Origin of the sequence: Streptomyces sp. NPDC005374, assembly GCF_042872225.1 — a bacterium.
Lineage (GTDB): Bacteria > Actinomycetota > Actinomycetes > Streptomycetales > Streptomycetaceae > Streptomyces.
In genome coordinates, this window is sequence record NZ_JBIAKA010000009.1 from 70,557 (window position 1) to 91,298 (window position 20,742).

The 20,742-nt window shown below is 70.0% G+C and carries 25 protein-coding genes; 11 read left to right on the forward strand and 14 right to left on the reverse strand.

Annotated features, from left to right (window positions below):
* Positions 1–35 precede the first annotated feature (35 nt).
* Both ACFYRX_RS23495 and ACFYRX_RS23500 read left to right on the forward strand, forming a co-directional pair.
* Positions 36–527, forward strand: a complete 492-nt coding sequence (locus tag ACFYRX_RS23495; protein WP_389102919.1) for an inorganic diphosphatase — start codon at positions 36–38, stop codon at positions 525–527.
* 102 nt (positions 528–629) lie between these two features.
* Positions 630–2,297 (forward strand): threonine/serine exporter ThrE family protein, encoded by a 1,668-nt coding sequence (locus tag ACFYRX_RS23500; protein ID WP_389102922.1) that lies wholly within the window; start codon positions 630–632, stop codon positions 2,295–2,297.
* A 61-nt stretch (positions 2,298–2,358) separates the two neighbouring features.
* On the opposite strand, the gene ACFYRX_RS23505 is transcribed toward ACFYRX_RS23500, so the two are convergent.
* Positions 2,359–3,222: a DedA family protein gene (locus ACFYRX_RS23505; RefSeq protein ID WP_389102925.1), complete on the reverse strand. Its 864-nt coding sequence runs from the start codon at positions 3,220–3,222 to the stop codon at positions 2,359–2,361.
* A gap of 130 nt (positions 3,223–3,352) precedes the next feature.
* On the opposite strand from ACFYRX_RS23505, the gene ACFYRX_RS23510 reads away from it, so the two are divergent.
* The gene (locus ACFYRX_RS23510; RefSeq protein WP_389102927.1) at positions 3,353–3,718 is read left to right on the forward strand and encodes a YbjQ family protein; all 366 of its coding nucleotides are present in this window, start codon (positions 3,353–3,355) and stop codon (positions 3,716–3,718) included.
* An 11-nt stretch (positions 3,719–3,729) separates the two neighbouring features.
* Here ACFYRX_RS23510 and ACFYRX_RS23515 read toward each other — a convergent pair whose 3' ends face one another.
* Positions 3,730–4,491 (reverse strand): MerR family transcriptional regulator, encoded by a 762-nt coding sequence (locus ACFYRX_RS23515; RefSeq protein ID WP_389102929.1) that lies wholly within the window; start codon positions 4,489–4,491, stop codon positions 3,730–3,732.
* A gap of 191 nt (positions 4,492–4,682) precedes the next feature.
* Here ACFYRX_RS23515 and ACFYRX_RS23520 point away from each other — a divergent pair, with 191 nt between their 5' ends.
* Positions 4,683–6,089, forward strand: coding sequence for a glutamate decarboxylase (locus tag ACFYRX_RS23520; protein ID WP_389102932.1), 1,407 nt, complete (start codon positions 4,683–4,685; stop codon positions 6,087–6,089).
* 167 nt (positions 6,090–6,256) lie between these two features.
* On the opposite strand, the gene ACFYRX_RS23525 is transcribed toward ACFYRX_RS23520, so the two are convergent.
* The 6 genes from ACFYRX_RS23525 to ACFYRX_RS23550 form a co-directional block, all read right to left on the reverse strand.
* Positions 6,257–7,018, reverse strand: coding sequence for an ABC transporter permease (locus ACFYRX_RS23525; protein WP_389102935.1), 762 nt, complete (start codon positions 7,016–7,018; stop codon positions 6,257–6,259).
* Positions 7,015–7,968 carry an ATP-binding cassette domain-containing protein gene (locus ACFYRX_RS23530; RefSeq protein ID WP_389102938.1) on the reverse strand — a complete coding sequence of 318 codons (954 nt, stop codon included), beginning with the start codon at positions 7,966–7,968 and terminating at the stop codon, positions 7,015–7,017. Before ACFYRX_RS23530 ends, ACFYRX_RS23525 begins: the two co-directional genes overlap by 4 nt.
* Positions 7,969–8,052: 84 nt before the next feature.
* Positions 8,053–8,694: a PadR family transcriptional regulator gene (locus tag ACFYRX_RS23535; protein ID WP_389102941.1), complete on the reverse strand. Its 642-nt coding sequence runs from the start codon at positions 8,692–8,694 to the stop codon at positions 8,053–8,055.
* 18 nt (positions 8,695–8,712) lie between these two features.
* Positions 8,713–9,249: a DinB family protein gene (locus ACFYRX_RS23540; RefSeq protein ID WP_389102944.1), complete on the reverse strand. Its 537-nt coding sequence runs from the start codon at positions 9,247–9,249 to the stop codon at positions 8,713–8,715.
* Between the two features lie 115 nt (positions 9,250–9,364).
* On the reverse strand, positions 9,365–10,825 hold the full coding sequence (locus tag ACFYRX_RS23545) for an aldehyde dehydrogenase family protein (protein ID WP_389102947.1): 1,461 nt from the start codon (positions 10,823–10,825) through the stop codon (positions 9,365–9,367).
* A gap of 154 nt (positions 10,826–10,979) precedes the next feature.
* Complete coding sequence (locus ACFYRX_RS23550) at positions 10,980–11,804, reverse strand: helix-turn-helix domain-containing protein (protein WP_389103680.1); 825 nt, start codon at positions 11,802–11,804, stop codon at positions 10,980–10,982.
* Between the two features lie 365 nt (positions 11,805–12,169).
* Here ACFYRX_RS23550 and ACFYRX_RS23555 point away from each other — a divergent pair, with 365 nt between their 5' ends.
* Positions 12,170–12,676 (forward strand): ATP-binding protein, encoded by a 507-nt coding sequence (locus ACFYRX_RS23555; protein WP_389102949.1) that lies wholly within the window; start codon positions 12,170–12,172, stop codon positions 12,674–12,676.
* Positions 12,677–12,767: 91 nt separating this feature from the next.
* Here ACFYRX_RS23555 and ACFYRX_RS23560 read toward each other — a convergent pair whose 3' ends face one another.
* The 5 genes from ACFYRX_RS23560 to rpmG form a co-directional block, all read right to left on the reverse strand.
* Positions 12,768–13,010 carry a DUF397 domain-containing protein gene (locus tag ACFYRX_RS23560; protein WP_389102951.1) on the reverse strand — a complete coding sequence of 81 codons (243 nt, stop codon included), beginning with the start codon at positions 13,008–13,010 and terminating at the stop codon, positions 12,768–12,770.
* Between the two features lie 243 nt (positions 13,011–13,253).
* Positions 13,254–13,487 carry a 30S ribosomal protein S18 gene (rpsR, locus tag ACFYRX_RS23565; protein WP_389102954.1) on the reverse strand — a complete coding sequence of 78 codons (234 nt, stop codon included), beginning with the start codon at positions 13,485–13,487 and terminating at the stop codon, positions 13,254–13,256.
* 5 nt (positions 13,488–13,492) lie between these two features.
* The gene (locus ACFYRX_RS23570; protein WP_389102956.1) at positions 13,493–14,671 is read right to left on the reverse strand and encodes a CobW family GTP-binding protein; all 1,179 of its coding nucleotides are present in this window, start codon (positions 14,669–14,671) and stop codon (positions 13,493–13,495) included.
* Complete coding sequence (locus ACFYRX_RS23575; protein ID WP_389102959.1) at positions 14,671–14,919, reverse strand: type B 50S ribosomal protein L31; 249 nt, start codon at positions 14,917–14,919, stop codon at positions 14,671–14,673. Before ACFYRX_RS23575 ends, ACFYRX_RS23570 begins: the two co-directional genes overlap by 1 nt.
* A 2-nt stretch (positions 14,920–14,921) precedes the next feature.
* A complete protein-coding gene (rpmG, locus tag ACFYRX_RS23580; protein ID WP_030043314.1) occupies positions 14,922–15,086 on the reverse strand; it encodes a 50S ribosomal protein L33 in 165 nt (54 codons plus the stop codon).
* Between the two features lie 62 nt (positions 15,087–15,148).
* Here rpmG and rpmB point away from each other — a divergent pair, with 62 nt between their 5' ends.
* The 4 genes from rpmB to ACFYRX_RS23600 all read left to right on the forward strand — a co-directional run bounded on the left by rpmB (position 15,149) and on the right by ACFYRX_RS23600 (position 16,968).
* On the forward strand, positions 15,149–15,385 hold the full coding sequence (rpmB, locus tag ACFYRX_RS23585; protein ID WP_389102962.1) for a 50S ribosomal protein L28: 237 nt from the start codon (positions 15,149–15,151) through the stop codon (positions 15,383–15,385).
* A 13-nt stretch (positions 15,386–15,398) separates the two neighbouring features.
* The gene (rpsN, locus tag ACFYRX_RS23590; protein ID WP_389102965.1) at positions 15,399–15,704 is read left to right on the forward strand and encodes a 30S ribosomal protein S14; all 306 of its coding nucleotides are present in this window, start codon (positions 15,399–15,401) and stop codon (positions 15,702–15,704) included.
* Positions 15,705–15,818: 114 nt separating this feature from the next.
* A complete protein-coding gene (locus tag ACFYRX_RS23595; protein ID WP_389102968.1) occupies positions 15,819–16,334 on the forward strand; it encodes a hypothetical protein in 516 nt (171 codons plus the stop codon).
* A gap of 88 nt (positions 16,335–16,422) precedes the next feature.
* A complete protein-coding gene (locus tag ACFYRX_RS23600) occupies positions 16,423–16,968 on the forward strand; it encodes a DUF4232 domain-containing protein (RefSeq protein ID WP_389102971.1) in 546 nt (181 codons plus the stop codon).
* On the opposite strand, the gene ACFYRX_RS23605 is transcribed toward ACFYRX_RS23600, so the two are convergent.
* Complete coding sequence (locus tag ACFYRX_RS23605; protein ID WP_389102974.1) at positions 16,949–18,142, reverse strand: DUF2786 domain-containing protein; 1,194 nt, start codon at positions 18,140–18,142, stop codon at positions 16,949–16,951. The two genes, ACFYRX_RS23600 and ACFYRX_RS23605, sit on opposite strands and share 20 nt — an antisense overlap.
* Before the next feature lie 72 nt (positions 18,143–18,214).
* Here ACFYRX_RS23605 and ACFYRX_RS23610 point away from each other — a divergent pair, with 72 nt between their 5' ends.
* Complete coding sequence (locus ACFYRX_RS23610; RefSeq protein WP_389102977.1) at positions 18,215–18,952, forward strand: Clp protease N-terminal domain-containing protein; 738 nt, start codon at positions 18,215–18,217, stop codon at positions 18,950–18,952.
* Between the two features lie 93 nt (positions 18,953–19,045).
* Positions 19,046–20,731 carry a bifunctional 3'-5' exonuclease/DNA polymerase gene (locus tag ACFYRX_RS23615; RefSeq protein ID WP_389102980.1) on the forward strand — a complete coding sequence of 562 codons (1,686 nt, stop codon included), beginning with the start codon at positions 19,046–19,048 and terminating at the stop codon, positions 20,729–20,731.
* Positions 20,732–20,742 lie beyond the last annotated feature (11 nt).

Sequence of the window (20,742 nt, forward strand, 5' to 3'; positions counted from 1 at the left end):
ACCAGAACTATGTGCTGATCATGGAGGAGTCACCGGTGGAGTTCGACGTCACGATCGAGATCCCGAAGGGTTCGCGGAACAAGTACGAGGTGGACCACGAGACCGGTCGTATCCGTCTGGACCGTCGACTCTTCACCTCGACCGCCTACCCGACCGACTACGGCTTCGTCGAGAACACCCTCGGCGAGGACGGCGACCCGCTGGACGCGCTGGTCATCCTCGACGAGCCGACGTTCCCGGGCTGCCTCATCAAGTGCCGTGCGATCGGCATGTTCCGCATGACGGACGAGGCGGGCGGCGACGACAAGCTGCTGTGCGTCCCGGCGACGGATCCGCGCCAGGAGCACCTGCGCGACATCCACCACGTCTCCGAGTTCGACCGCCTGGAGATCCAGCACTTCTTCGAGGTCTACAAGGACCTGGAGCCCGGCAAGTCCGTCGAGGGCGCCGACTGGGTCGGCCGTACCGACGCCGAGGCCGAGATCGAGCGGTCGTACAAGCGCTTCAAGGACACGGGCGGCCACTGAGCACCGTGCTCCTGACGGGCCGCACGCGTACGTGTGCGGCCCGTTGGCATGCCCGCGCATACTGAGGCCTGTCGGAATGTGTCGTTCAGGGAGCGTTACGGAGTGACGGAGGCGGAGTACCGCAAGCCGCAGTCGGACGAGACCAGGGGTCTCTACGACTCCGAGATCACGTCCGAGTTCGCCCTTCCCGACGGGCTCGTCACGCCGCGAGCCGTCGGCGGCGAGCCGGAGACCACGTCCGAGTTCGCGGTGCCGAAGGGGCTTGGTGTCCCGCAGGCACCGGCCGTCGAGCCGGAGGGGTCGGCGTTCAGCCTGCCCCGGACCTACAGCGCGAAGGACGCGCCGCCCGCGTTCACCCCGCCGACCGGCATCCCTGTGGTGAGTCTCACCAAGGACCTGCCCTGGCAGGACCGGATGCGGACCATGCTGCGGATGCCGGTGGCCGAGCGGCCCGCGCCGGAGCCGGTCGCGAAGGCGGAGGACGAGACCGGTCCGGCCGTGCCGCGCGTGCTCGACCTGACCCTGCGTATCGGCGAGCTGCTCCTCGCGGGCGGCGAGGGCGCGGAGGACGTGGAGGCGGCGATGTTCGCCGTCTGCCGGTCGTACGGGCTGGACCGCTGCGAGCCGAACGTCACGTTCACGCTGCTGTCCATCTCGTACCAGCCGTCGCTGGTGGAGGACCCGGTGACGGCCTCCAGGACCGTGCGGCGGCGCGGTACCGACTACACGCGGCTGGCGGCCGTCTTCCAGCTGGTGGACGACCTCAGCGACCCCGAGGCGGCCATCTCCCTGGAGGAGGCCTACCGGCGGCTCGCCGAGATCCGGCGCAACCGGCACCCGTATCCGACCTGGGTGCTGACCTCCGCGAGCGGGCTGCTGGCGGGCGCCGCTTCCGTGCTCGTCGGCGGTGACCTGATCGTGTTCGTCGCGGCGATGCTGGGCGCGATGCTCGGTGACCGGCTGGCGTGGCTGTGCGCGGGGCGGGGGCTGCCGGAGTTCTACCAGTTCACAGTCGCCGCGATGCCGCCCGCCGCGATCGGGATCGCCCTCACGCTGGCCCACGTCGACGTGAAGGCGTCCGCGGTCGTCACCGGTGGGCTGTTCGCGCTGCTGCCGGGGCGGGCGCTGGTGGCGGGCGTCCAGGACGGCCTGACCGGGTTCTACATCACCGCGTCGGCCCGACTGCTGGAGGTCATGTACTTCTTCGTGGGCATCGTCGTGGGCGTGCTGGTGATGCTCTACGTGGGGGTGCAGCTGGGTGCGCGTCTCAACCCGGACGAGGCGCTGTCGACGGTCTCGCGGCCGGTGTGGCAGATCGCGGCCTCGATGCTGCTGTCGCTGACGTTCGCGGTGCTGCTCCAGCAGGAACGTTCCACCGTGCTGGCCGTCACCCTGAACGGTGGCGTCGCCTGGTGTGTGTACGGCGCGATGCGCTACACCGGCGAGTTCTCACCGGTTGCCGCCACGGCCGTCGCGGCGGGCCTGGTGGGGCTGTTCGGGCAGTTGCTGTCCCGGTACCGGTTCGCGTCCGCCCTGCCGTACACGACGGCGGCGATCGGCCCGCTGCTGCCGGGGTCCGCCACGTACTTCGGATTGTTGTCGATCGCCCAGAGCCACGTCGACGAGGGGCTCGTGTCCCTGTCGAAGGCGGCGGCGCTGGCCATGGCCATCGCCATCGGGGTCAACCTGGGGTCGGAGATCTCCCGGCTGTTCCTGCGGGTGGGGTCGGCGGGGAAACGGCGGGCCGCCAAGAGGACGCGGGGGTTCTGAGCTTTGGCGACCGCGGGTCCGTCGTGGTTGCTCGCGCAGTTCCCCGCGCCCCTGGTAGGTCTCAGTAACCCTGGTTGTACGGATTCTGCTGGTTCTGCTGGCCGTACGGCTGCTGCCCGTAAGTCTGCTGCTGCGGGTACTGCTGGGCGTAGGGCTGCTGCTGGTCGTAGCCGTACGGCTGCTGAGGGGGCTGCTGCTGCTGGGGGTACGGCTGCTGCTGGTCGTCGGACGGGATGCGGCGGAGCTGGGTCGTCGCGTCGTCCATGGGCTGGTACGGCTGCTGGGGCGGGGTCTGTGCGGCCGCGCGCTTCTTCTTGCCTCGCTCGCGCAGGTACTCGATGAGGATCGGGACCACCGAGACCAGGACGATCAGGACGAGGATGGCCTCGACGTTCTTCTTGATGGCGTCGATCTGGCCGAGCCAGTAGCCGGCGAGGGTGACGCCGGTGCCCCAGGCCACACCGCCGATGAGGTTGTACGTCAGGAAGGTGCGGTACTTCATCCGGCCTGCGCCCGCCACGATGGGGGCGAAGGTGCGCACGATCGGGACGAAGCGGGCCAGGACGATGGCCTTGGGGCCGAACTTCTCCATGAACTCGTGGGCCTTCTCCAGGTTCTCCTGTTTGAAGAGCTTGGAGTTGGGGCGGCTGAAGAGCTTCGGGCCGAAGAACTTGCCGATCATGTAGCCGACCTGGTCGCCGAGGACGGCGGCCGCCACGATGAGCGTGCACACGAGCCACAGGGGCTGGCTGATGTACTGCCCCTGCGCGACGAAGAGACCCGCCGTGAACAGCAGGGAGTCGCCCGGCAGGAAGGCGAACAGGCCCGACTCGGCGAAGACGATCAGCAGGATGCCTGGCAGGCTGAAGGTCTGGATCAGATAGTCGGGACTGATCCACTCGGGGCCGAGCGCGAGCGTGGTCACTGGATCGTGGCTCCTGCAGGTGGGTCGGGCGGGGCTGGCTGCCCAAAACTATCAACGCAGCCGTGGGGGCCCAGGTTCCATGGGGCTCCCCAGGATGCACTGTGGCCCGGCTGGGGCAAAGCTGTGAGCCATGGGTATCGATGAATACGGCGGTGGACAGGGGCCTCAGCCCGACGTTCTCGTGGTGACCACGAACGACGTACCCGGCCACCGGGTGCAGGAGGTACTGGGCGAGGTGTTCGGGTTGACGGTGCGTTCCCGGCACCTCGGCAGCCAGATCGGCGCCGGGCTGAAGTCGATGATCGGCGGTGAGCTCAAGGGGCTGACCAAGACGCTGGTGCAGACCCGGAACCAGGCCATGGAGCGGCTCGTCGAGCAGGCACGCGCGCGTGGCGCGAACGCCGTGCTGATGTTCCGCTTCGACGTGACGGAGGCCGCGGACGTCGGCACGGAGGTCTGCGCCTACGGCACGGCGGTGGTCCTGACCCGGGAGTAGAGCCCGGACGCCTACGAGGTGCGGCGGGCCGCGTTGGCCGTGATCGCGTCCCTGAGGTGCTCGGCGAGACCGGGGCGCATGGTGTCGTAGAACTCCTTGAAACGTTCGTCCGCGACATACATCTCGGCCAGGGCGACGTGCATCTCGTACGGGCAGTCGTAGTACCAGGTGCAGATGTGCTGCCGGTGTTCCTCGGCCATGGCCGTCGCCGCCTCGCCGGACGGCGGCTCGCCGGCGGCCATCAGGGCGGCGTAGCGCTCGCTCCAGGCGGCGACCTCGGCCTGCAGGCGTTTCCAGTCGTCCTTGGTGTAGCGGGCGGCGCGGCGCTGCGACTCGGCGTACGCCTCGGTGCCGCCCCAGCGTTGTTCGGCCTCCTCGGCGTACTGCTCGGGGTCCTTTTCTCCGAAAACCTCGAAGCGTTCCTCGGGGGTGAGATCGATGCCCATCTTGCGTGCCTCCATGGCGTGTTCCACGGCCGTCGCCATCTTCTGCAGCTTCTCGATCCGGGCGGTCAGCAGTTCGTGCTGGCGGCGCAGGTGCGCGCGCGGGTCCGCGGCCGGATCGTCGAGCAGGGCGGCGACCTCGTCGAGCGGGAAGCCGAGTTCCCGGTAGAACAGGATCTGCTGCAGCCGGTCGAGGTCGGCGTCGTTGTAGCGCCGGTGGCCCGCGTGGCTGCGTTCGCCGGGGGCGAGCAGGCCGATGTCGTCGTAGTGGTGCAGGGTGCGCACCGTCACGCCGGCGAAGCCCGCGACCTGTCCCACGGAGTAGCTCACTTCGTCCGCTCCCTTCTCGGTACGCGCTCCACACTGGGCCCTCACGCCACGTGAGGTGCAAGCCCAGCATGAACACCTCCGGATGTCGTGCCTGTTTTGTCCGTTTATGGTGATCCTCTGGTCCGAGTGTGGTGCGGGCGTACGGAACCCCGGTCCGCCGGTCGACGTTGATCTCTTCAGGAGGCAAGCCCATGCCACTGCACCAAGGGCCCGAGAAGCCCGACGAGCGCCCACTGTCCGTCAATCCCTTCTACGGCGTGGCCGATCCGGTCGGCGGGATGACCGAGGCCCCGCCCAAGCACCGGCTCCCCGGCGCCCCGATGCCCCCCGACACCGCGCATCAACTGGTCCACGACGAGCTGATGCTGGACGGCAACTCCCGGCTGAACCTCGCCACCTTCGTCACCACCTGGATGGAACCGCAAGCCGGGGTGCTGATGGCGGAGTGCCGGGACAAGAACATGATCGACAAGGACGAGTACCCGCGCACCGCCGAGCTGGAGCAGCGCTGCGTGGCGATCCTCGCGGACCTGTGGAACGCGCCGGATCCCTCGGCGGCGGTGGGCTGTTCGACGACCGGCTCCAGTGAGGCGTGCATGCTTGCCGGCATGGCGCTCAAGCGGCGCTGGGCCCAGAGGAACGCCGACCGGTACCCGGGGGCGCGACCGAACCTCGTCATGGGTGTCAACGTCCAGGTGTGCTGGGAGAAGTTCTGCAACTTCTGGGAGGTGGAGGCCCGTCAGGTGCCCATGGAGGGCGACCGGTTCCACCTCGACCCGCAGGCAGCCGCGGAGTTGTGCGACGAGAACACGATCGGGGTCGTGGGCATTCTCGGCTCCACCTTCGACGGCTCCTACGAGCCGATCGCCGACCTGTGCGCGGCCCTCGACGCCCTCCAGGAGCGCACGGGACTGGACATCCCCGTGCATGTCGACGGGGCGTCCGGCGCCATGGTCGCGCCCTTCCTCGACGAGGACCTGATGTGGGACTTCCGGCTGCCGAGGGTCGCCTCCATCAACACCTCCGGGCACAAGTACGGGCTGGTGTACCCGGGTGTCGGCTGGGCACTGTGGCGGGACAAGGAGGCCCTGCCCGAGGAACTCGTGTTCCGCGTCAACTACCTGGGCGGCGACATGCCGACCTTCGCGCTCAACTTCTCCCGCCCCGGCGCCCAGGTCGTCGCGCAGTACTACACCTTCCTTCGGCTGGGCCGCGAGGGCTACCGGGCCGTGCAGCAGTCCACGCGGGACGTGGCCCGGGGCGTCGCCGAACGCGTGGAGGCGCTCGGCGACTTCCGGCTGCTGACCCGCGGCGACGAACTCCCGGTGTTCGCGTTCGCCACGGCCCCGGGCGTGGAGGCGTACGACGTCTTCGACGTGTCCCGGCGGCTGCGCGAGCGGGGCTGGCTGGTGCCGGCGTACACCTTCCCGCCGAACCGGGAGGACCTGTCGGTGCTGCGGGTGGTGTGCCGCAACGGCTTCACGGCCGACCTCGCCGACCTGTTCGTGGAGGACCTGGAGCGCCTGCTGCCCGAACTGCGCCGCCAGCCGCACCCGTTGACGAGGGACAAGGGCGCGGCGACGGGGTTCCACCACTAGAGCGCCGACGCCGTGGGCCGCCGGGTGGGCCCCAGGGGCTTCTGAGGCTGTTGGCCGGCCGACCGGCAGCCGACCGGCTCGGCGTGGGCCACCTCATGGGTCACCCCCCGCCTCGTCGAGCGCACCCGTTCCGCCGGGGGACGGCTTCCAGAGCCGTCAGGGACGGCCTAGCGGCTCAGCCGCCCGAACCTCCGTACGGCCAGCGGGAAGAACACGGCGAGGAGGCCCAGGGGCCAGGCGACGGCGGCCCAGATGTGGCCCGGTTCGCCGCCGGGGCCGCCCAGCAGGTCCCGGACGGCCGTCGCCGTCTGGGACATGGGGTTCCACTCGACGGCCGTACCCAGCCAGCCGGGCATGGAGTCGGGGGTAGCGAAGGCGTTGGACAGGAAGCCGACCGGCCAGACCAGGATCTGCACGGCCTGCACCAGCTCCGGCTTTCCCGCGACCATCGCCAGGTGGATGCCGATCCACAGCATGGCGAACCGGAAGAGCAGGAGCAGACCCATGGCTCCCAGAAACCCGGTGACGCCTCCGTGTGCCCGCCAGCCGATGGCGTACCCGACGCCGGTCATCGCGGCCAGGCTCAGCACGGACTGGAGCATGTCGGCGGCCGAACGGCCCACCAGGACGGCCCCGTTGGCCATCGGCATGGACCGGAACCGGTCGATCACCCCCTTGTCGAGGTCCTGGGTGACGGCGATCATGGTCGCCTCCAGCCCGAACGCCATGGTCAGCGCGAGCATCCCGGGGACCAGGTAGTCGACGTACTCCCCCTCCACGCCCCGACCGCCGCCGATCAGGTAGCCGAACATCACCAGCAGCATCACCGGGAAGACGAGCGCGACCAGCACCCGCACCGGCTGCCGTGCCCAGTGGGCGAGTTCGCGCCGGGTCATGGTCCAGGAATCGGTCAGCGCGTAGGTGCTCACACGGTCTCCTTCACTCGGTTCTCGTCGCCGGTGAGGTGCAGGAACACCTCGTCCAGGGTGGGCCGGCGCAGGGCCACGTCCTCCGCCTCGACACCGGCCGCCTCCAGGGCCCTTACGACGCCGGAGAGCGCCGCCATCCGGTCGGTGACCGGGGCACTGAGCAGCCTGCGGTCGGGGTCGACGGAGACCGTGGCCGGGTCGAGCGGCAACAGGGCGAGGGCCGCGCCGAGTTGGCCCGCGTCGCGCAGGACGACGTCGATGCGGTCGCCGCCGGTGCGCGCCTTCAGTTCGTCGGAGGTGCCGTCGGCGATGACCTGCCCCCGGTCGACGACGGAGATGCGGTCGGCGAGCTGGTCGGCCTCCTCCAGGTACTGGGTGGTCAGCAGGACCGTCGTACCGCCGTCGGCGAGGGAACGGACCGCGGCCCACACCTCTGCGCGGCCGCGCGGGTCGAGACCGGTGGTGGGTTCGTCCAGGAACAGCACCTCCGGGTCGCGGATGAGTGAGGCGGCGAGGTCCAGGCGGCGCCGCATTCCGCCGCTGTAGGCGCGGACCTGCTTGCGGCCGGTGTCCGCCAGGCCGAAGCGCTCCAGGAGCTCGTCGGCACGCACGCGCGCGTGGCGGGCGCCCAGGTGGTACAGGCGGCCGAACATCTCCAGGTTCTGGCGGCCGCCGAGTTCCTCGTCGAGGGCGGCGTGCTGGCCGAGCAGGCCGATGCTCAGCCGTACGTCATAGGCCTGGCGTGTCACGTCGTGGCCGGCGACCTCGGCGCGGCCCTCGTCCGGGTGGAGCAGGGTGGACAGGACGCGGACGAGGGTGGTCTTGCCCGCGCCGTTCGGGCCGAGCATGCCGTGGACGCTGCCGCGCGCGACTCTCAGGTCGAGCCCGTCCAGGGCGGCTTTGTCGCCGTACCGCTTCCGCAGACCTTCCGCGACGATCACGTCGGTCATCGGGCATCCTCCAGAATCAGGGCGCGTAATCAAACTTGACTACCTATCCAAAGTAACGCCGCCCGTCCAACTAGTCAAACTTGATTAACGGGCGTCCCCGGGATGCCGTTCCCCCGTCGCGTAGGGGTTCTCCTCGCCCTCTCCGAGGACGCCGACGAACGGCTCGCCCTCCCCCGCGAAGGTGTACGCCCCGCCCTCGATACGGGCGATGAGCCCCCGGGTCCACTCGGACTCGGCGTCGGCCGTGTGGACCCAGAGGTTCATGATCTCGCCGATGTGGCCGAGCTGTTCCGGGCCGCCCTCGGGCACGTAGTGCTCGGTGACGGAGGAGCGCCACGCCTCGATCCCGCGGATCCGCTCCTTCAGCAGTGTCACGGCCTCGGCGCGCGGCAGTTCCACGATGAAGCCGATGGCCGCGGACTTGACGTCCATCTTCTGGTCGTACGAGGTCAGCGCCTCCCGCACCAGCCTGAAGCACTCCTCGGTGCCGGCCTCGGTGATCTCGTACTCCGTGCGCGGCGGCCCGCCCGCGGTGGAGGGCGCCGTCTCGTGCTCGATCAGCAGCCCCTGCTTCGCCATCTGTTTCAGGGCGTGGTAGATCGAGCCGGGCTTGGCGTTGGACCACTCGTGCGCGCCCCAGTACTCCAGGTCGTTGCGCACCTGGTAGCCATGGGCCCGCCCGTGCTGGCGCACCGCGCCGAGCACGAGAAGACGGATCGCTGACATGCGGTCCAGGTTATGGCCTCACTTTTCGGCGAGCGCCACCAGCTCGAACGCGGTCTTCCCGTCGAGGGACTCCCGGACGATGTCGGCGTGGCCGGCGTGCCGGGCCGTCTCGCGGATCAGGTGCAGCAGCACCCAGCGGACGGAGACCCGGCCCTCGGGCGGGAACCAGGGCTGGTCCGGGAGGGCGAAGGTGTCATCGAGGCTCGGTGCCGACCGGGCGAACGCCTCCGTCTCGGCGGCGACCTTCTCCCAGTACGCCAGCTGCGACTCCACGGTCTCCCCCTCGATCAGGGCGAAACACTCGTGCCAGTTCGACTGCTCCCGGTGCACCGCCGGCTCCTCGCCCTTGGCGCGGGCGATCCAGCTCTGTTCGACCTCGGCGACGTGTTTGACCAGGCCCCCCAGGGAGAGTTCGCTCGCGCTGGGCTTGGCGACAGCCTGCTCCTGCGTCAGCCCGAGCACCGACCGCCGGATCCCGCCGCGCTGCTCCTCCAGGAAGGAGAGAAGAGCTCCACGCTCGTCGCCGTACTCCTCCGCGGGAACGTGAGTGACCATGACCGCCGCCTTTCATCGGGCTCGGGGGGCCTTCCCCCCGACACCGACGAAGCTACGGGCCCTTTAGGACAGTTCCGGTCCTAAAGGGCCCGCGGCAGCGTTCGTACGCGAGGGATCAGAACGGGAAGCCGCTGCGGCCGTGCTGGACCGAGATCCACTTGGTGGTGGTGAAGGAGTCCAGCATGGTGTCGCCGTTCAGTCGGCCGATGCCGGAGTGCTTCTCGCCGCCGAAGGGGACGATCGGCTCGTCGTGGACGGTGCCGTCGTTGACGTGGAACATGCCGGTGTCGATCTGCTTGGCGAAGGCGACACCGCGCTCGATGTTCGCGGTGTGGACGGCACCGCTCAGGCCGTAGGGGGTGTCGTTGGTAAGGCGGACGGCCTCCTCCTCGCCGTCGAAGGTGATGAGGAACGCGACCGGGCCGAAGACCTCCTGGCGGAGCAGGGCGGAGTCGGCGGGGAGCCCGGCGAGGACCGAGGGCTCGACCAGGTTGTCGGTGGTGGTGCCGTGCACCAGCGCGGTGGCGCCCTCGGCGATCGCCTGCTCCACGACGCTCGAAAGGGCGTCCGCCTGCGAGGAGTTGATCACCGGGCCGATGACCGTCTCGGGGTCGCGCGGGTCGCCGACCTTGAGCGTGCGCACCTTGGCGACGAACTTCTCGGTGAACTCGTCGGCGACCGCGCGGTCGACCAGCACCCGGTTGGCGGCCATGCAGACCTGGCCCTGGTGGACGTACCGGCTGAAGACGGCGGCGTCGACGGCGTAGTCGATGTCCGCGTCGTCGAGGACCACGAGGGCGCTGTTGCCGCCGAGTTCGAGGACCGAGCGCTTGAAGTTCGCGGCGCAGACGGTGGCGACATGGCGGCCGACCTTGTCGGAGCCGGTGAAGGAGATGACCTTGGGGATCGGGTGCTCGATGAAGGCGTCGCCGATCTCGGCGATGTCGGTGATGACGACGTTGAGCAGACCGCCGGGGAGCCCTGCGTCCTCGAAGAGCTTCGCGACCAGGGAGCCGCCGACGATCGGGGTGTTCTGGTGCGGCTTGAGGACCACGCCGTTGCCGAGCGCGAGCGCCGGGGCCACCGACTTGAGCGACAGCAGGAAGGGGAAGTTGAACGGGCTGATCACACCGACGACACCGACGGGCACGCGGTAGACGCGGTTCTCCTTGCCGTCCACCGGCGAGGGGATGATCCGGCCCTCGGGGCGCAGCGACAGGTGGACCGCCTCGCGCAGGAACTCCTTGGCGAGGTGCAGTTCGAAGCCGGCCTTCAGCCGGGTGCCGCCGAGCTCCGCGATGATCGCCTCGGCGATCTCGCCCTCGCGCTCCTCGACCAGCCGCAGGACCTTCTCGAACACCGCGCGGCGGGCGTAGGGGTTGGTCTTCGCCCACTCCTTCTGCGCGCGGGCGGCGGCCTGGTACGCGTCGTCGACCTCTTCGACCGTGGCTATCGTGATCGACGCCAACTTGTCGTCGTCGTATGGGTTGAAGTCGATGATGTCCCAGGAGCCGGTGCCCGGGCGCCACTCACCGTCGATGTACTGCTGGGCCAGGTCGGTGAAGTACGACGACATGTGATCCCCAAATCACTAGCAGACACACGATCAACGTCACGGTCTGATCACACGTCATCGTACGTGCGCGGCAGGCGAGTTGGGCACGCCGAGCAATCTTCTGGGGAGAACCCTTGATGCTCCGGAGGAGATTCCGCGCGCTTCAGGACAACTGTCAGGACAGCTGAAGCAGACCGCGCAGCAGATCCCGGCTCTCGTCCGGACCGGGGCTGTCCTGCTGGAGCTCCTTGAGCGCCTTCTCGTACTGCGTGACGTCCTCGCGCTTGTCCAGGTAGAGCGCGCTGGTGAGCTGCTCCAGGTAGACGACGTCGGTCAGGTCGGACTCGGTGAAGCTGAGGATCGTGAACGCGCCGCTCTCGCCGGAGTGCCCGCCGAAGCCGAACGGCATGATCTGCAGCCGCACATTGGGGCGTTCGGAGATCTCGATGAGGTGCTGGAGCTGCCCGCGCATCACCTCGCGGTCGCCGTACGGGCGGCGCAGGCAGGCCTCGTCGAGCACCACATGGAACTCGGGGCCGGCCTCGTCGGCCAGGTGCTTCTGCCGCTCCAGCCGCAGCGCCACACGCTTCTCCACGTCGGCCGCGCTGGCGCCCTTCATCCCGCGCCGTACGACTGCACGTGCATACGCCTCGGTCTGCAACAGGCCGTGGATGAACTGGACCTCGTAGGCGCGGATGAGGGAGGCCGCGCCCTCCAGGCCCACATAGGTGGGGAACCAGCTCGGCAGGACGTCGGAGTAACTGTGCCACCAGCCCGCCACGTTGGCCTCGCGGGCGAGGGAGAGGAGCGAGGAGCGCTCCTGCTCGTCCGTGATGCCGTAGAGCGTCAGCAGGTCCTCCACGTCACGCGTCTTGAAGCTCACCCGGCCCAGTTCCATCCGGCTGATCTTCGACTCGGACGCGCGGATCGAGTAACCCGCCGCCTCACGCGTGATGTTCCGCGCCTCACGCAGCCGCCTGAGTTGCGAGCCGAGCAGCATCCGCCGCACCACCGATCCGGGCTCTCCCGCGCTCACGTTCGCCTGCCTCCCCAACGTCTTCAGGGGCCAGAGTCTGCCACTAAAACACTCCGAGCAGTACTCGTCCGATTACAGATATGGCAGAAAGCCAAAGATTCTGCATAGCCCTGAGACAGGAAGAGGGGAGGAAGAGGCAAGGAACGGGAGAGAAGATGGCGGAAAAAATGGCCAACAAGCGGTACGGGAGGGTCCAATTCGGTCAGCTGCACGTGCATCTGCACCTTGCATCTGCACCGCTCATCCGAAACCATGGTCCCGCGCAACCGCTGCATCGCAACGACCGCGAATTCCCGGGAGTGCCTCGCATGGGGACGAATGGATCGACCATGCTCGAGCCGTTACGGCAGGGCCTTCCGCCGCTGGATCCCGCGGACGTGTCCGACGCCGCCTCCTGTTCGCTTCCCGCCCGCTACGAAGCGGTCGGTGACGCACGGAGGTTCACCCGCAGAACGCTCGACCAGTGGGAGCTTGCCGACCGCTTCGACGACGTCTGCCTGGTGGTCTCCGAACTCGTCACCAACGCGCTGCGGCACGCGATGCCGGCGAACGGTGTGCGCACGGGAGAGCAGAACCCGCCCGTGCGGCTGCACCTGATGCGGTGGACCGAGCGGTTGGTGTGCGCGGTGCGCGACCCCAGCCAGGACAGTCCCGTCGCGCGCGATTCGGACGACTTCTCGGCGGAGTCGGGGCGCGGACTGTTCCTCGTCGACTCCTTCAGCGACAGCTGGGGATGGCACCCGATGAGGGAGTCGCTGGGCGGCAAGGTCGTCTGGGCCCTGTTCCGGCTCCAGTCGCACCCCCCGACGGCCGCGAGCCCGACCCCGGCCGAGTGATGCACCGCGGCGTTCTGTCACGCCGCGGTTCTACGCGCGTTACGTTGCGCGTGCCCACTGTCACCCTCGGTCGCCCGCGGATGACCGGGGATCAGCCCGCTATCAGGTGGTCGAACTCGCCGTCCTTGATGCCCAGCAGCATCGCTTCGATCTCCGCGCGGGTGTAGACGAGCGCGGGACCGTCCGGGAAGCGGGAGTTGCGGACCGCAACTCCCCCGTCGGGCAGACGTGCGAACTCCACGCAGGAGCCCTGCGAGTTGCTGTGCCGGCTCTTCTGCCAGGCCACCCCGCTCAGAGTCGTGGCCGTCATGCCGTTGTACACGTCGAGGTCCACAGGTCGCTCCCCGGTGGTGCGGTGGCCATGTGGCCAGTGATGCAGTGGTCAACTGGTCCGGATCATAGCTCTGTTCACGTGCAGATGCATGAGCAGATGCACGTGCACGAGGGGTGTTCCTGTGGTTACAGATGTGACGTGTGGGGCGCGACATCCGTTCCCGTCCTCGGGACCGAACCCTCGTGCACTAGGAAGAGACGCGAACCGGGCCGCCGGTGTTCCACCCTCCGGGGAAGGATGCGCTCAGCGGCTGCCGTACGGCAGCAGTGCCATCTCCCTCGCGTTCTTGATCGCTCGCGCCAGCAACCGTTGCTGCTGGGCCGACACCCGGGTGACGCGGCGGCTGCGGATCTTGCCGCGATCGGAGATGAACTTTCGCAACAGGTCGGTGTCCTTGTAGTCGATGTATGTGATCTTCGCCTGGTCCAGCGGATTGGGCCGGTCCTTGGCGGGCTTGCGCTCGGGCTTGCGGGGCATGGGGGTCAGACCTCCAGGAGGGTGTCGAAGGCGGGCGGGAGCCGCTTCCAGGCGTCGCGGCCCGCGGCGTACTCGGTGTCGGTCAACAGGCAGGACTCCAGCAGCCGTTCGAGTCCGTCGCGGTCGAGTCCTGGCGAGGTGAAGACGAGGTGCTGGCAGCAGTCGCCGTGCTCGGGGTGCCAGTCCATCGCGGCGGCCGCCCGGCGCACCGGCGGGACCATGTCCCACGCCGCGTCCGGGAGGGACGCGAGCCAGGGGCCCGCACTCTCGACACACAGGGCGCCGCCGGCCGCGTCCCAGTGCAGCAGCACGTCCGGCCGGTCGGCGAGCCAGAACCGGCCCCGGCTGCGGGCGGCCGCACAGGTGATGTCCTCCAGGGCCTCGTAGAGCCGCTCGGGGTGGAACGGCCGCCGACGGTGCCAGACGAGCGTGCAGACGCCGTGTGCGTCGGCATCGGCGGGGAGCAGGGCGCACGCGGGGTGCTGGGCCGCCGCCGCGGACTCCACGTCGAAGCCCGCGAGAGCGGCCCGGGCGAGCGGGGACTGCGCGGACTGCCGTACCGGATGGCGGGTGCCGGCCGGGTCCGTCGGGGGGATGTCCCCGATCGGGACCTGGCAGGCCGTCGGGTGCAGTTGGGCAAGGAGTTCGCGGTCCTCCTCGTCGGCCTCCGGGGAGTCGAGGACGGCGAGGACGGGGGCGTACTCCAGCTGGCGGGCGAACGTGTCGGCGACCGTGCGCTGGTCGGTGGCCGCCGCCGCGAGGCCGCCCTCGGCGAGGTCGTCGCCGTTGCCGAGGTAGGGCAGCACGAGCGCCGGGTCGACGGCGGTGATCACGCCGGTGACCGTGAGGCCGCCCGCCGTGACCACCTCCGCCATGGCCTTGGGCTCGACGGAGTCCCACAGCTCGACGACCGCGAGACGCAGCGACCCTGCCGCGTCCAGACGGCGCAGCTCCGGGACCAGGTCCTCCCGGAGCGCGCAGCACGCGCAGTCGTTGACCAGGGGCGCCTCACCCGCGTCGATGAGGCCGGCGGCGTCGCGGATCGTGCGTACGACGGTGCCGGCCGCGGCCGTCGCCAGGTCGTGGTGGAGGACGACGCTGCCCGGCACCTCGGCCAGGAGCCGTTCCACGGCCGCCTTGCGGGCGTCGGCGTGCAGCCCGCCGACGATCACGACGGAGAGCATCAGCCCTTCTTTCCGTACCGGCGCTCGAAGCGCTCCACGCGCCCCGCGGTGTCCAGGACACGTGCCGTGCCGGTGTAGAAGGGGTGGCTGACGTTCGAGATCTCGACGTCCACGACCGGGTAGGTGTTGCCGTCCTCCCAGTCGACCGTCTTCTCGCTCGTCATCGTCGAGCGGGTCAGGAAGGCGTAGTTCGCGGCACGGTCGCGGAAGACGACGGAGCCGTAGGACGGGTGGATTCCCTCGCGCATGGTCAGCGCTCCTCTCGGAAGTCGACGTGGCGGGCGACGACCGGGTCGTACTTGCGCAGGGTCATGCGGTCCGGGTCGTTGCGGCGGTTCTTGCGGGTCACATAGGTGAAGCCGGTCCCGGCGGTGGACCGGAGCTTGATGACCGGGCGGAGTTCGTTGCGAGCCATGCTGCTATCTTACTGAAAATGAATTCCATTTACATAACCGCTTCGAGAGAGGTGCATCACCTGTGTCCGCGCACTGCATGCTGACCGGCGCCCAGCCGGGCTTCGGCAACCGCATCTCCCGTTCCCACCGGCGCACTTCGCGCCGTTTCGACCCCAACATCCAGTCCAAGCGCTACTGGCTGCCCGGCGAGAGCCGGTACGTACGGCTGCGGCTGAGCACGAAGGGGATCAAGACCGTCGACACGATCGGCGTCGAGGCTGCCGTGGCGCGCATCCGCGCGCGCGGTGTACGGATCTGAGGGGAGCACCGACATGGCGAAGAAGAGCAAGATCGCGAAGAACGAGAAGCGCCAGGAGGTCGTCGCCCGGTACGCCGAGCGGCGGGCCGAGCTGAAGGAGATCATCCGGCGGCCGTCCTCCACCGACGCAGAACGGCTGGCCGCGCAGGAGGAGTTGCGGCGGCAGCCGCGGGACGCGAGCGCCACGCGCGTGCGCAACCGCGACCAGGTGGACGGGCGGCCGCGCGGCTACTTCCGGACCTTCGGGCTGTCCCGGGTGAGTCTGCGGACGCAGGCGCACGCGGGATATCTGCCGGGCGTCCGCAAATCGTCCTGGTAGACATCGATCCGGAAGCGATCAACCTGGCGGCTCGCGACCTGTTAGCTCTCAAGGGTGGTGCTGGTAGCTTGCTGCGGTCCGGCCGGGCCGACCACTACAGCTTGGGAGCCTCCAGTGACTTCGGCGAACTTCTCGCGCACGGTGTCCCGTCGGCGGGCGGGGCTCGCGGCCGTCGGGCTGGTGGGCGCGCTCGTCCTGACCGCGTGCGGCGGCGGGGGCTCGGACGACGAGCCGTCGCCCGACTCCAGTACGGCTGTCTCGTCGTCGGCGTCCGACTCCGCTTCCGCTTCCGGAGGGACCGGCGGTACGTCGACCTCGTCCGCCTCCGGCAAGGTGGCGGGCAGCTGGCTGGCGACCACGGGCGGCAAGGCCGTGGCGCTGCTGGTCAACGGCGATCAGGCCGGGCTCTTCGTCACCGGCGGCACGGTGTGCAGCGGGTCCGCCAACGCCGACACCATCCGCCTGAAGTGCACGGACGGCAGCAAGGACCGGGCGGAGGGGACCGTCGAGTCGGTCGGCAAGGACACCCTCAAGGTGAACTGGGAGGACGGCGTCGGCGCCGAGACCTACACCCGGGCCGAGGGCGGCAAACTGCCGAGCGGGTTCCCGACGGCGGGCTCGGGTTCGTAGCGGAAGGCGTCGGTGGGGGCGGGCAACCGCGGGGCCCTGTGATGCGTGATGATCCATGCACCGGATCGCTCACATCAGAGGACTTCACATGCGCGCCGCCCCCCTCACCGTCACCGCCCTCGCCGCGGCCCTGCTCCTGACCGGCTGCTCCAGCGGCGGCGACAACGACAAGGCGGCCGGTGACAGCCCCGCCGCGAGCCCGGGCAACGGCACCACATGCAAGATCGGCTCCATGGACGTGGAGGTCGGACCCGCCAACGTGGCCCCCGCGGCCGGGGACACCGGCAACATCCCTGTCACGCTCACCAACCAGAGTGCCGACTGCACGCTGGACGGCTTCCCCGGCATCGACCTGAACGCCGCGGACTCGTCGGCGAGCGTCTCGCCCGAGAAGGGCGCGGCGTCCACGAAGCTGACCCTGGCCAAGGGCACGGCCGCCACCTTCACCCTCACGTACGTGCGGGGCGAGGCGGGCGGCAAGGCGAGCCTCGACGTGAAGACGCTGAACATCGCCCTGCCGGGCTCCGGGACCGCGAAGAGCTACAAGTGGTCGTACGGCCCGGTCCAGGGCCGGAGCGACAACGCCGGCGTCCCGAACGCCTCGGTCGGCGCCTTCACTCAGGCCGGCGACTGAGCCGGGGCCGGTTGCCGACCTGCGCCCGGTCGGCCGCCTGGGCGCCCTCGGTCCAGCCCGCCTCGTCGGTGACACCGCGCAGCCGGGTCGTGGTGGTCTCGGGGAACATGCGGTCCGTGCGGTCGGTGACGGCGACCTCGCGGGAGGCGAGGACCGGGAGCAGGTCCTCGGTCACCGGGGCCTCGGCGGCGGCGCGCAGACGGTCGCCGACGCGGTGGGCGTAGGCCGCGAGGAAGGACTGCCGGAAGGTCTTGGTGCGCCGGCGGCCCCCCGCGCGCTGGGCCGCCTCCGCCTTGGCCATCGCGGACTGCGCCTGCACGAGCAGGGAGGTGTACAGGAGTTCGACCGACTCCAGGTCGGCCTCGAAGCCGACGACGGTGGAGAAGGCGAACGGTTCGTTCCACACGGCCCTGCAGTGATTGGCGGTGGCGACCACGTCCAGCAGCACCGCCTTCGCCTGCTCGTACGGCGGCTCCACCCCGATCCGGCAGGCGCCCGGGGCGTCCTTCGACGGCGCCCGCGCGTCCAGCAGTGCCTCGTCGACACTGTGCCGGGCCATCAGTTCCTGCGCCTTGGCGGTGAGCGCCTCCGCCTCCTCCGGGTAGCCGGTCGCCTCCGCCTTGGCGAGCAGGGCACGGATACGGCCGAGCATGCGGCCGTCGCCGCCCTTGTGCTCCCGCCGCGATTCACCCCCTGCCTCCAGTGCTTCCAGTGCGGGCAGGCGCAGCAGCAGGCGGTACAGCTCCAGTACGGCCGTGGCGTGCGTGAAGCGGTCGGGGCCGGGGGTGTTCTCGTCGGGCTCCTCCAGCTGGGCCAGCTGAGCGGCCCAGCGGTGACCGCGCGGGCGGTCGTCGGGGGCCTGCGCGCGGATCAGGGCCGTGACGAGCCGTACGTGCGGGTCGTCCAGTTCGCGCCGCACGATCCGTACGACGTCGGCGGGCTGCCAGCCACGCCGCCAGGCCTGTGCCGCGAACTCGGCTCCGCGCCGGGCCAGTTCGGCGTCGGCCGCGGGGTCGGCGGCGAGCAGGGAGGCACCGGAGTCCAGGGCGGAGTCGTCCTCGGCATAGAGGGCCGCCTGGAAGGCACGGTCGACGGTTCCGGGCGTACCGCTGTCTGTACTACTGCCGCCTGCACTACTGCTGTCTGTACTACTGCTGTCCGTACTACTGCTCACGCGGTCGATCATCCCACCCTTCACTGTCAACCAAGGGTTGACACAACCAAGGTGTCAACCTAAGGTTGACGCATGGCATCCAACCCCGAAAACGTCACGTCATCCGTACGGCTCGACGACCTCATCACCGCCATCAAGAAGGTCCACGTCGAACCCCTCGACCAGCTTCAGGACGCGGTGATCGCCGCCGACCACCTCGGCGAGGTGGCGGATCATCTGATCGGCCACTTCGTGGACCAGGCCCGGCGTTCCGGCGCCTCCTGGACGGACATCGGCAGGAGCATGGGGGTCACCCGGCAGGCGGCCCAGAAGCGGTTCGTGCCGAAGGAGACGACCGACCTGGCCGCCGACCAGGGCTTCAGCCGCTACACCCCGCGCGCCCGCAACGTGGTGATGAGCGCCCACAACGCGGCCATCACCGCCCGCAACCCCGAGGGCCGCCCCGAACACCTCGTCCTCGGCCTGCTCGCCGAACCGGAGGGCCTCGCCGCCAAGGCGCTCGTCACCGCGGGCGTCACCCTCGACGCCGTACGCCGGGCCGCGACCGACGCGCTGCCGCCGGCCGCCGACGAGGTCCCGGAGCTCGTCCCGTACGGCTCCGACGCCAAGAAGGTCCTGGAACTCACCTTCCGCGAGGCACTCCGCCTGGGCCACAACTACATCGGCACCGAGCACATCCTGCTGGCGCTGCTGGAGTTCGAGCACGGCACGGGGGTGTTGTCGGGGCTCGGCGTCGAGAAGGAGCCGGTCGAGGAGGCCCTCGTGAAGGAGCTGGCGGGGTACGTGAAGCAGCGGGGTGAGCAAGGCTGAAGGAGGCCTGCGGGTCGGGAGGCCGTGGGCTTTCTCCGGGGGCGGCGTTGTCCGGAAGGTCCGTTGTCAGACCCTCCTGTCACACTCGCAATCATGACCGACCGCTGGGCTCTCGCCCCGGCCGAGGACGGTGGCGTGGAGCTCGCCGCCCTCGGTCCGGACGGGCTGCCCGCGGGGCCGGTGCGACGGGAGGCGGATCTGGCCGAGGCCGTGCGGGGACGGCCGGAGGTGACGCGGTGGGTGTGGCGCTCCACCACCGAGGTGTATCCGCGGCTGCTCGCCGCCGGGGTGCGGGTGGAGCGGTGCTACGACATCGAGGACGCCGAGACCCTCCTGCTCGGCCACGCCGGACGCTCAGGCGAACCCCGCTCCGCTGCCGCCGCCCTGGCCCGCCTGCGCGGCGGCCCCGTACCGCCCGACCCGCCCCAGCGCGCGGCCCGACCGGGCTCGCAATCACCGCTGTTCGAGCCGCAGAGCGTCCAGGTGCCGCTGACCGACCTCACCGAGGTCTACGCCGACCAGCAGCGACGGCACGAGGCCACCGCGCACCCCGACCGGATGCGGCTGCTGACCGCGGCCGAGTCGGCGGGGATGCTGGTGGCCGCCGAGATGAACCGCGCCGGGCTGCCGTGGAGCGCCGAAACCCATCGCCGGGTGCTGCACGAACTGCTCGGCGAGCGGTATGCCGGCGGCGGCGAGCCGCGCAGACTGGCCGAGCTCGCCGACGAAGTGTCCGCCGCCTTCGGACGCCGGGTGCGGCCCGATCTGCCCGCCGACGTCATCAAGGCGTTCGCGCAGGCCGGCGTCAAGGTGAGGTCGACCCGCCGCTGGGAGATCGAGTCCCTCGACCATCCGGCCGTGAAACCGCTGGTCGAGTACAAGAAGCTGTACCGCATCTGGGTCGCCCACGGCTGGTCCTGGCTGCAGGACTGGGTGCGGGACGGCCGCTTCCGGCCCGAGTTCCTGGCCGGCGGCACCGTCACCGGCCGCTGGGTCACCAACGGCGGGGGCGCCCTGCAGATCCCCAAGGTGATCCGCCGTGCCGTGGTCGCCGACCCCGGCTGGCGGCTCGTCGTCGCCGATGCCGACCAGATGGAGCCGCGGGTACTGGCGGCCATCTCCCGCGACCCGGGGCTCATGGAGGTGGCGGGACGCGAGAGCGACCTCTACCAGTCCGTCTCCGACCGGGCCTTCTCCGGCGACCGCGGCCAGGCCAAGCTCGCCGTGCTCGGCGCGGTCTACGGCCAGACCTCGGGCGACGGCCTCAAGAACCTCGCCGCGCTCAGACGTCGCTTCCCGAAGGCGGTGGCGTACGTCGACGACGCGGCCCGCGCGGGCGAGGAGGGCCGGCTGGTGCGGACCTGGCTGGGGCGGACGTGCCCGCCGGCGGTCGGGGCGGGTGACATGGAGGAGGCGGGTATCCCCCAGGACGAACCGGCCGGGCAGCCCGCGGAGGACGGCTGGGTGCCCGGCTACGCCTCCACCAACGCCCGCGCCCGCGGCCGGTTCGCGCGGAACTTCGTGGTGCAGGGCAGTGCCGCCGACTGGGCGCTGCTGCTGCTCGCCGCGTTGCGGCAGGCCTGTGCGGAGATGTCGGCCGAACTGGTCTTCTTCCAGCACGACGAGGTGATCGTGCACTGTCCCGAGGAGGAGACGGAGGCGGTCGTGGCGGCGATCAGAGCCGCGTCCGAGGTGGCCGGGCGGCTGACGTTCGGCGAGACGCCGGTGCGGTTTCCGTTCACGACGGCGGTGGTGGAGTGCTATGCGGACGCGAAGTGATCACCGGCTGT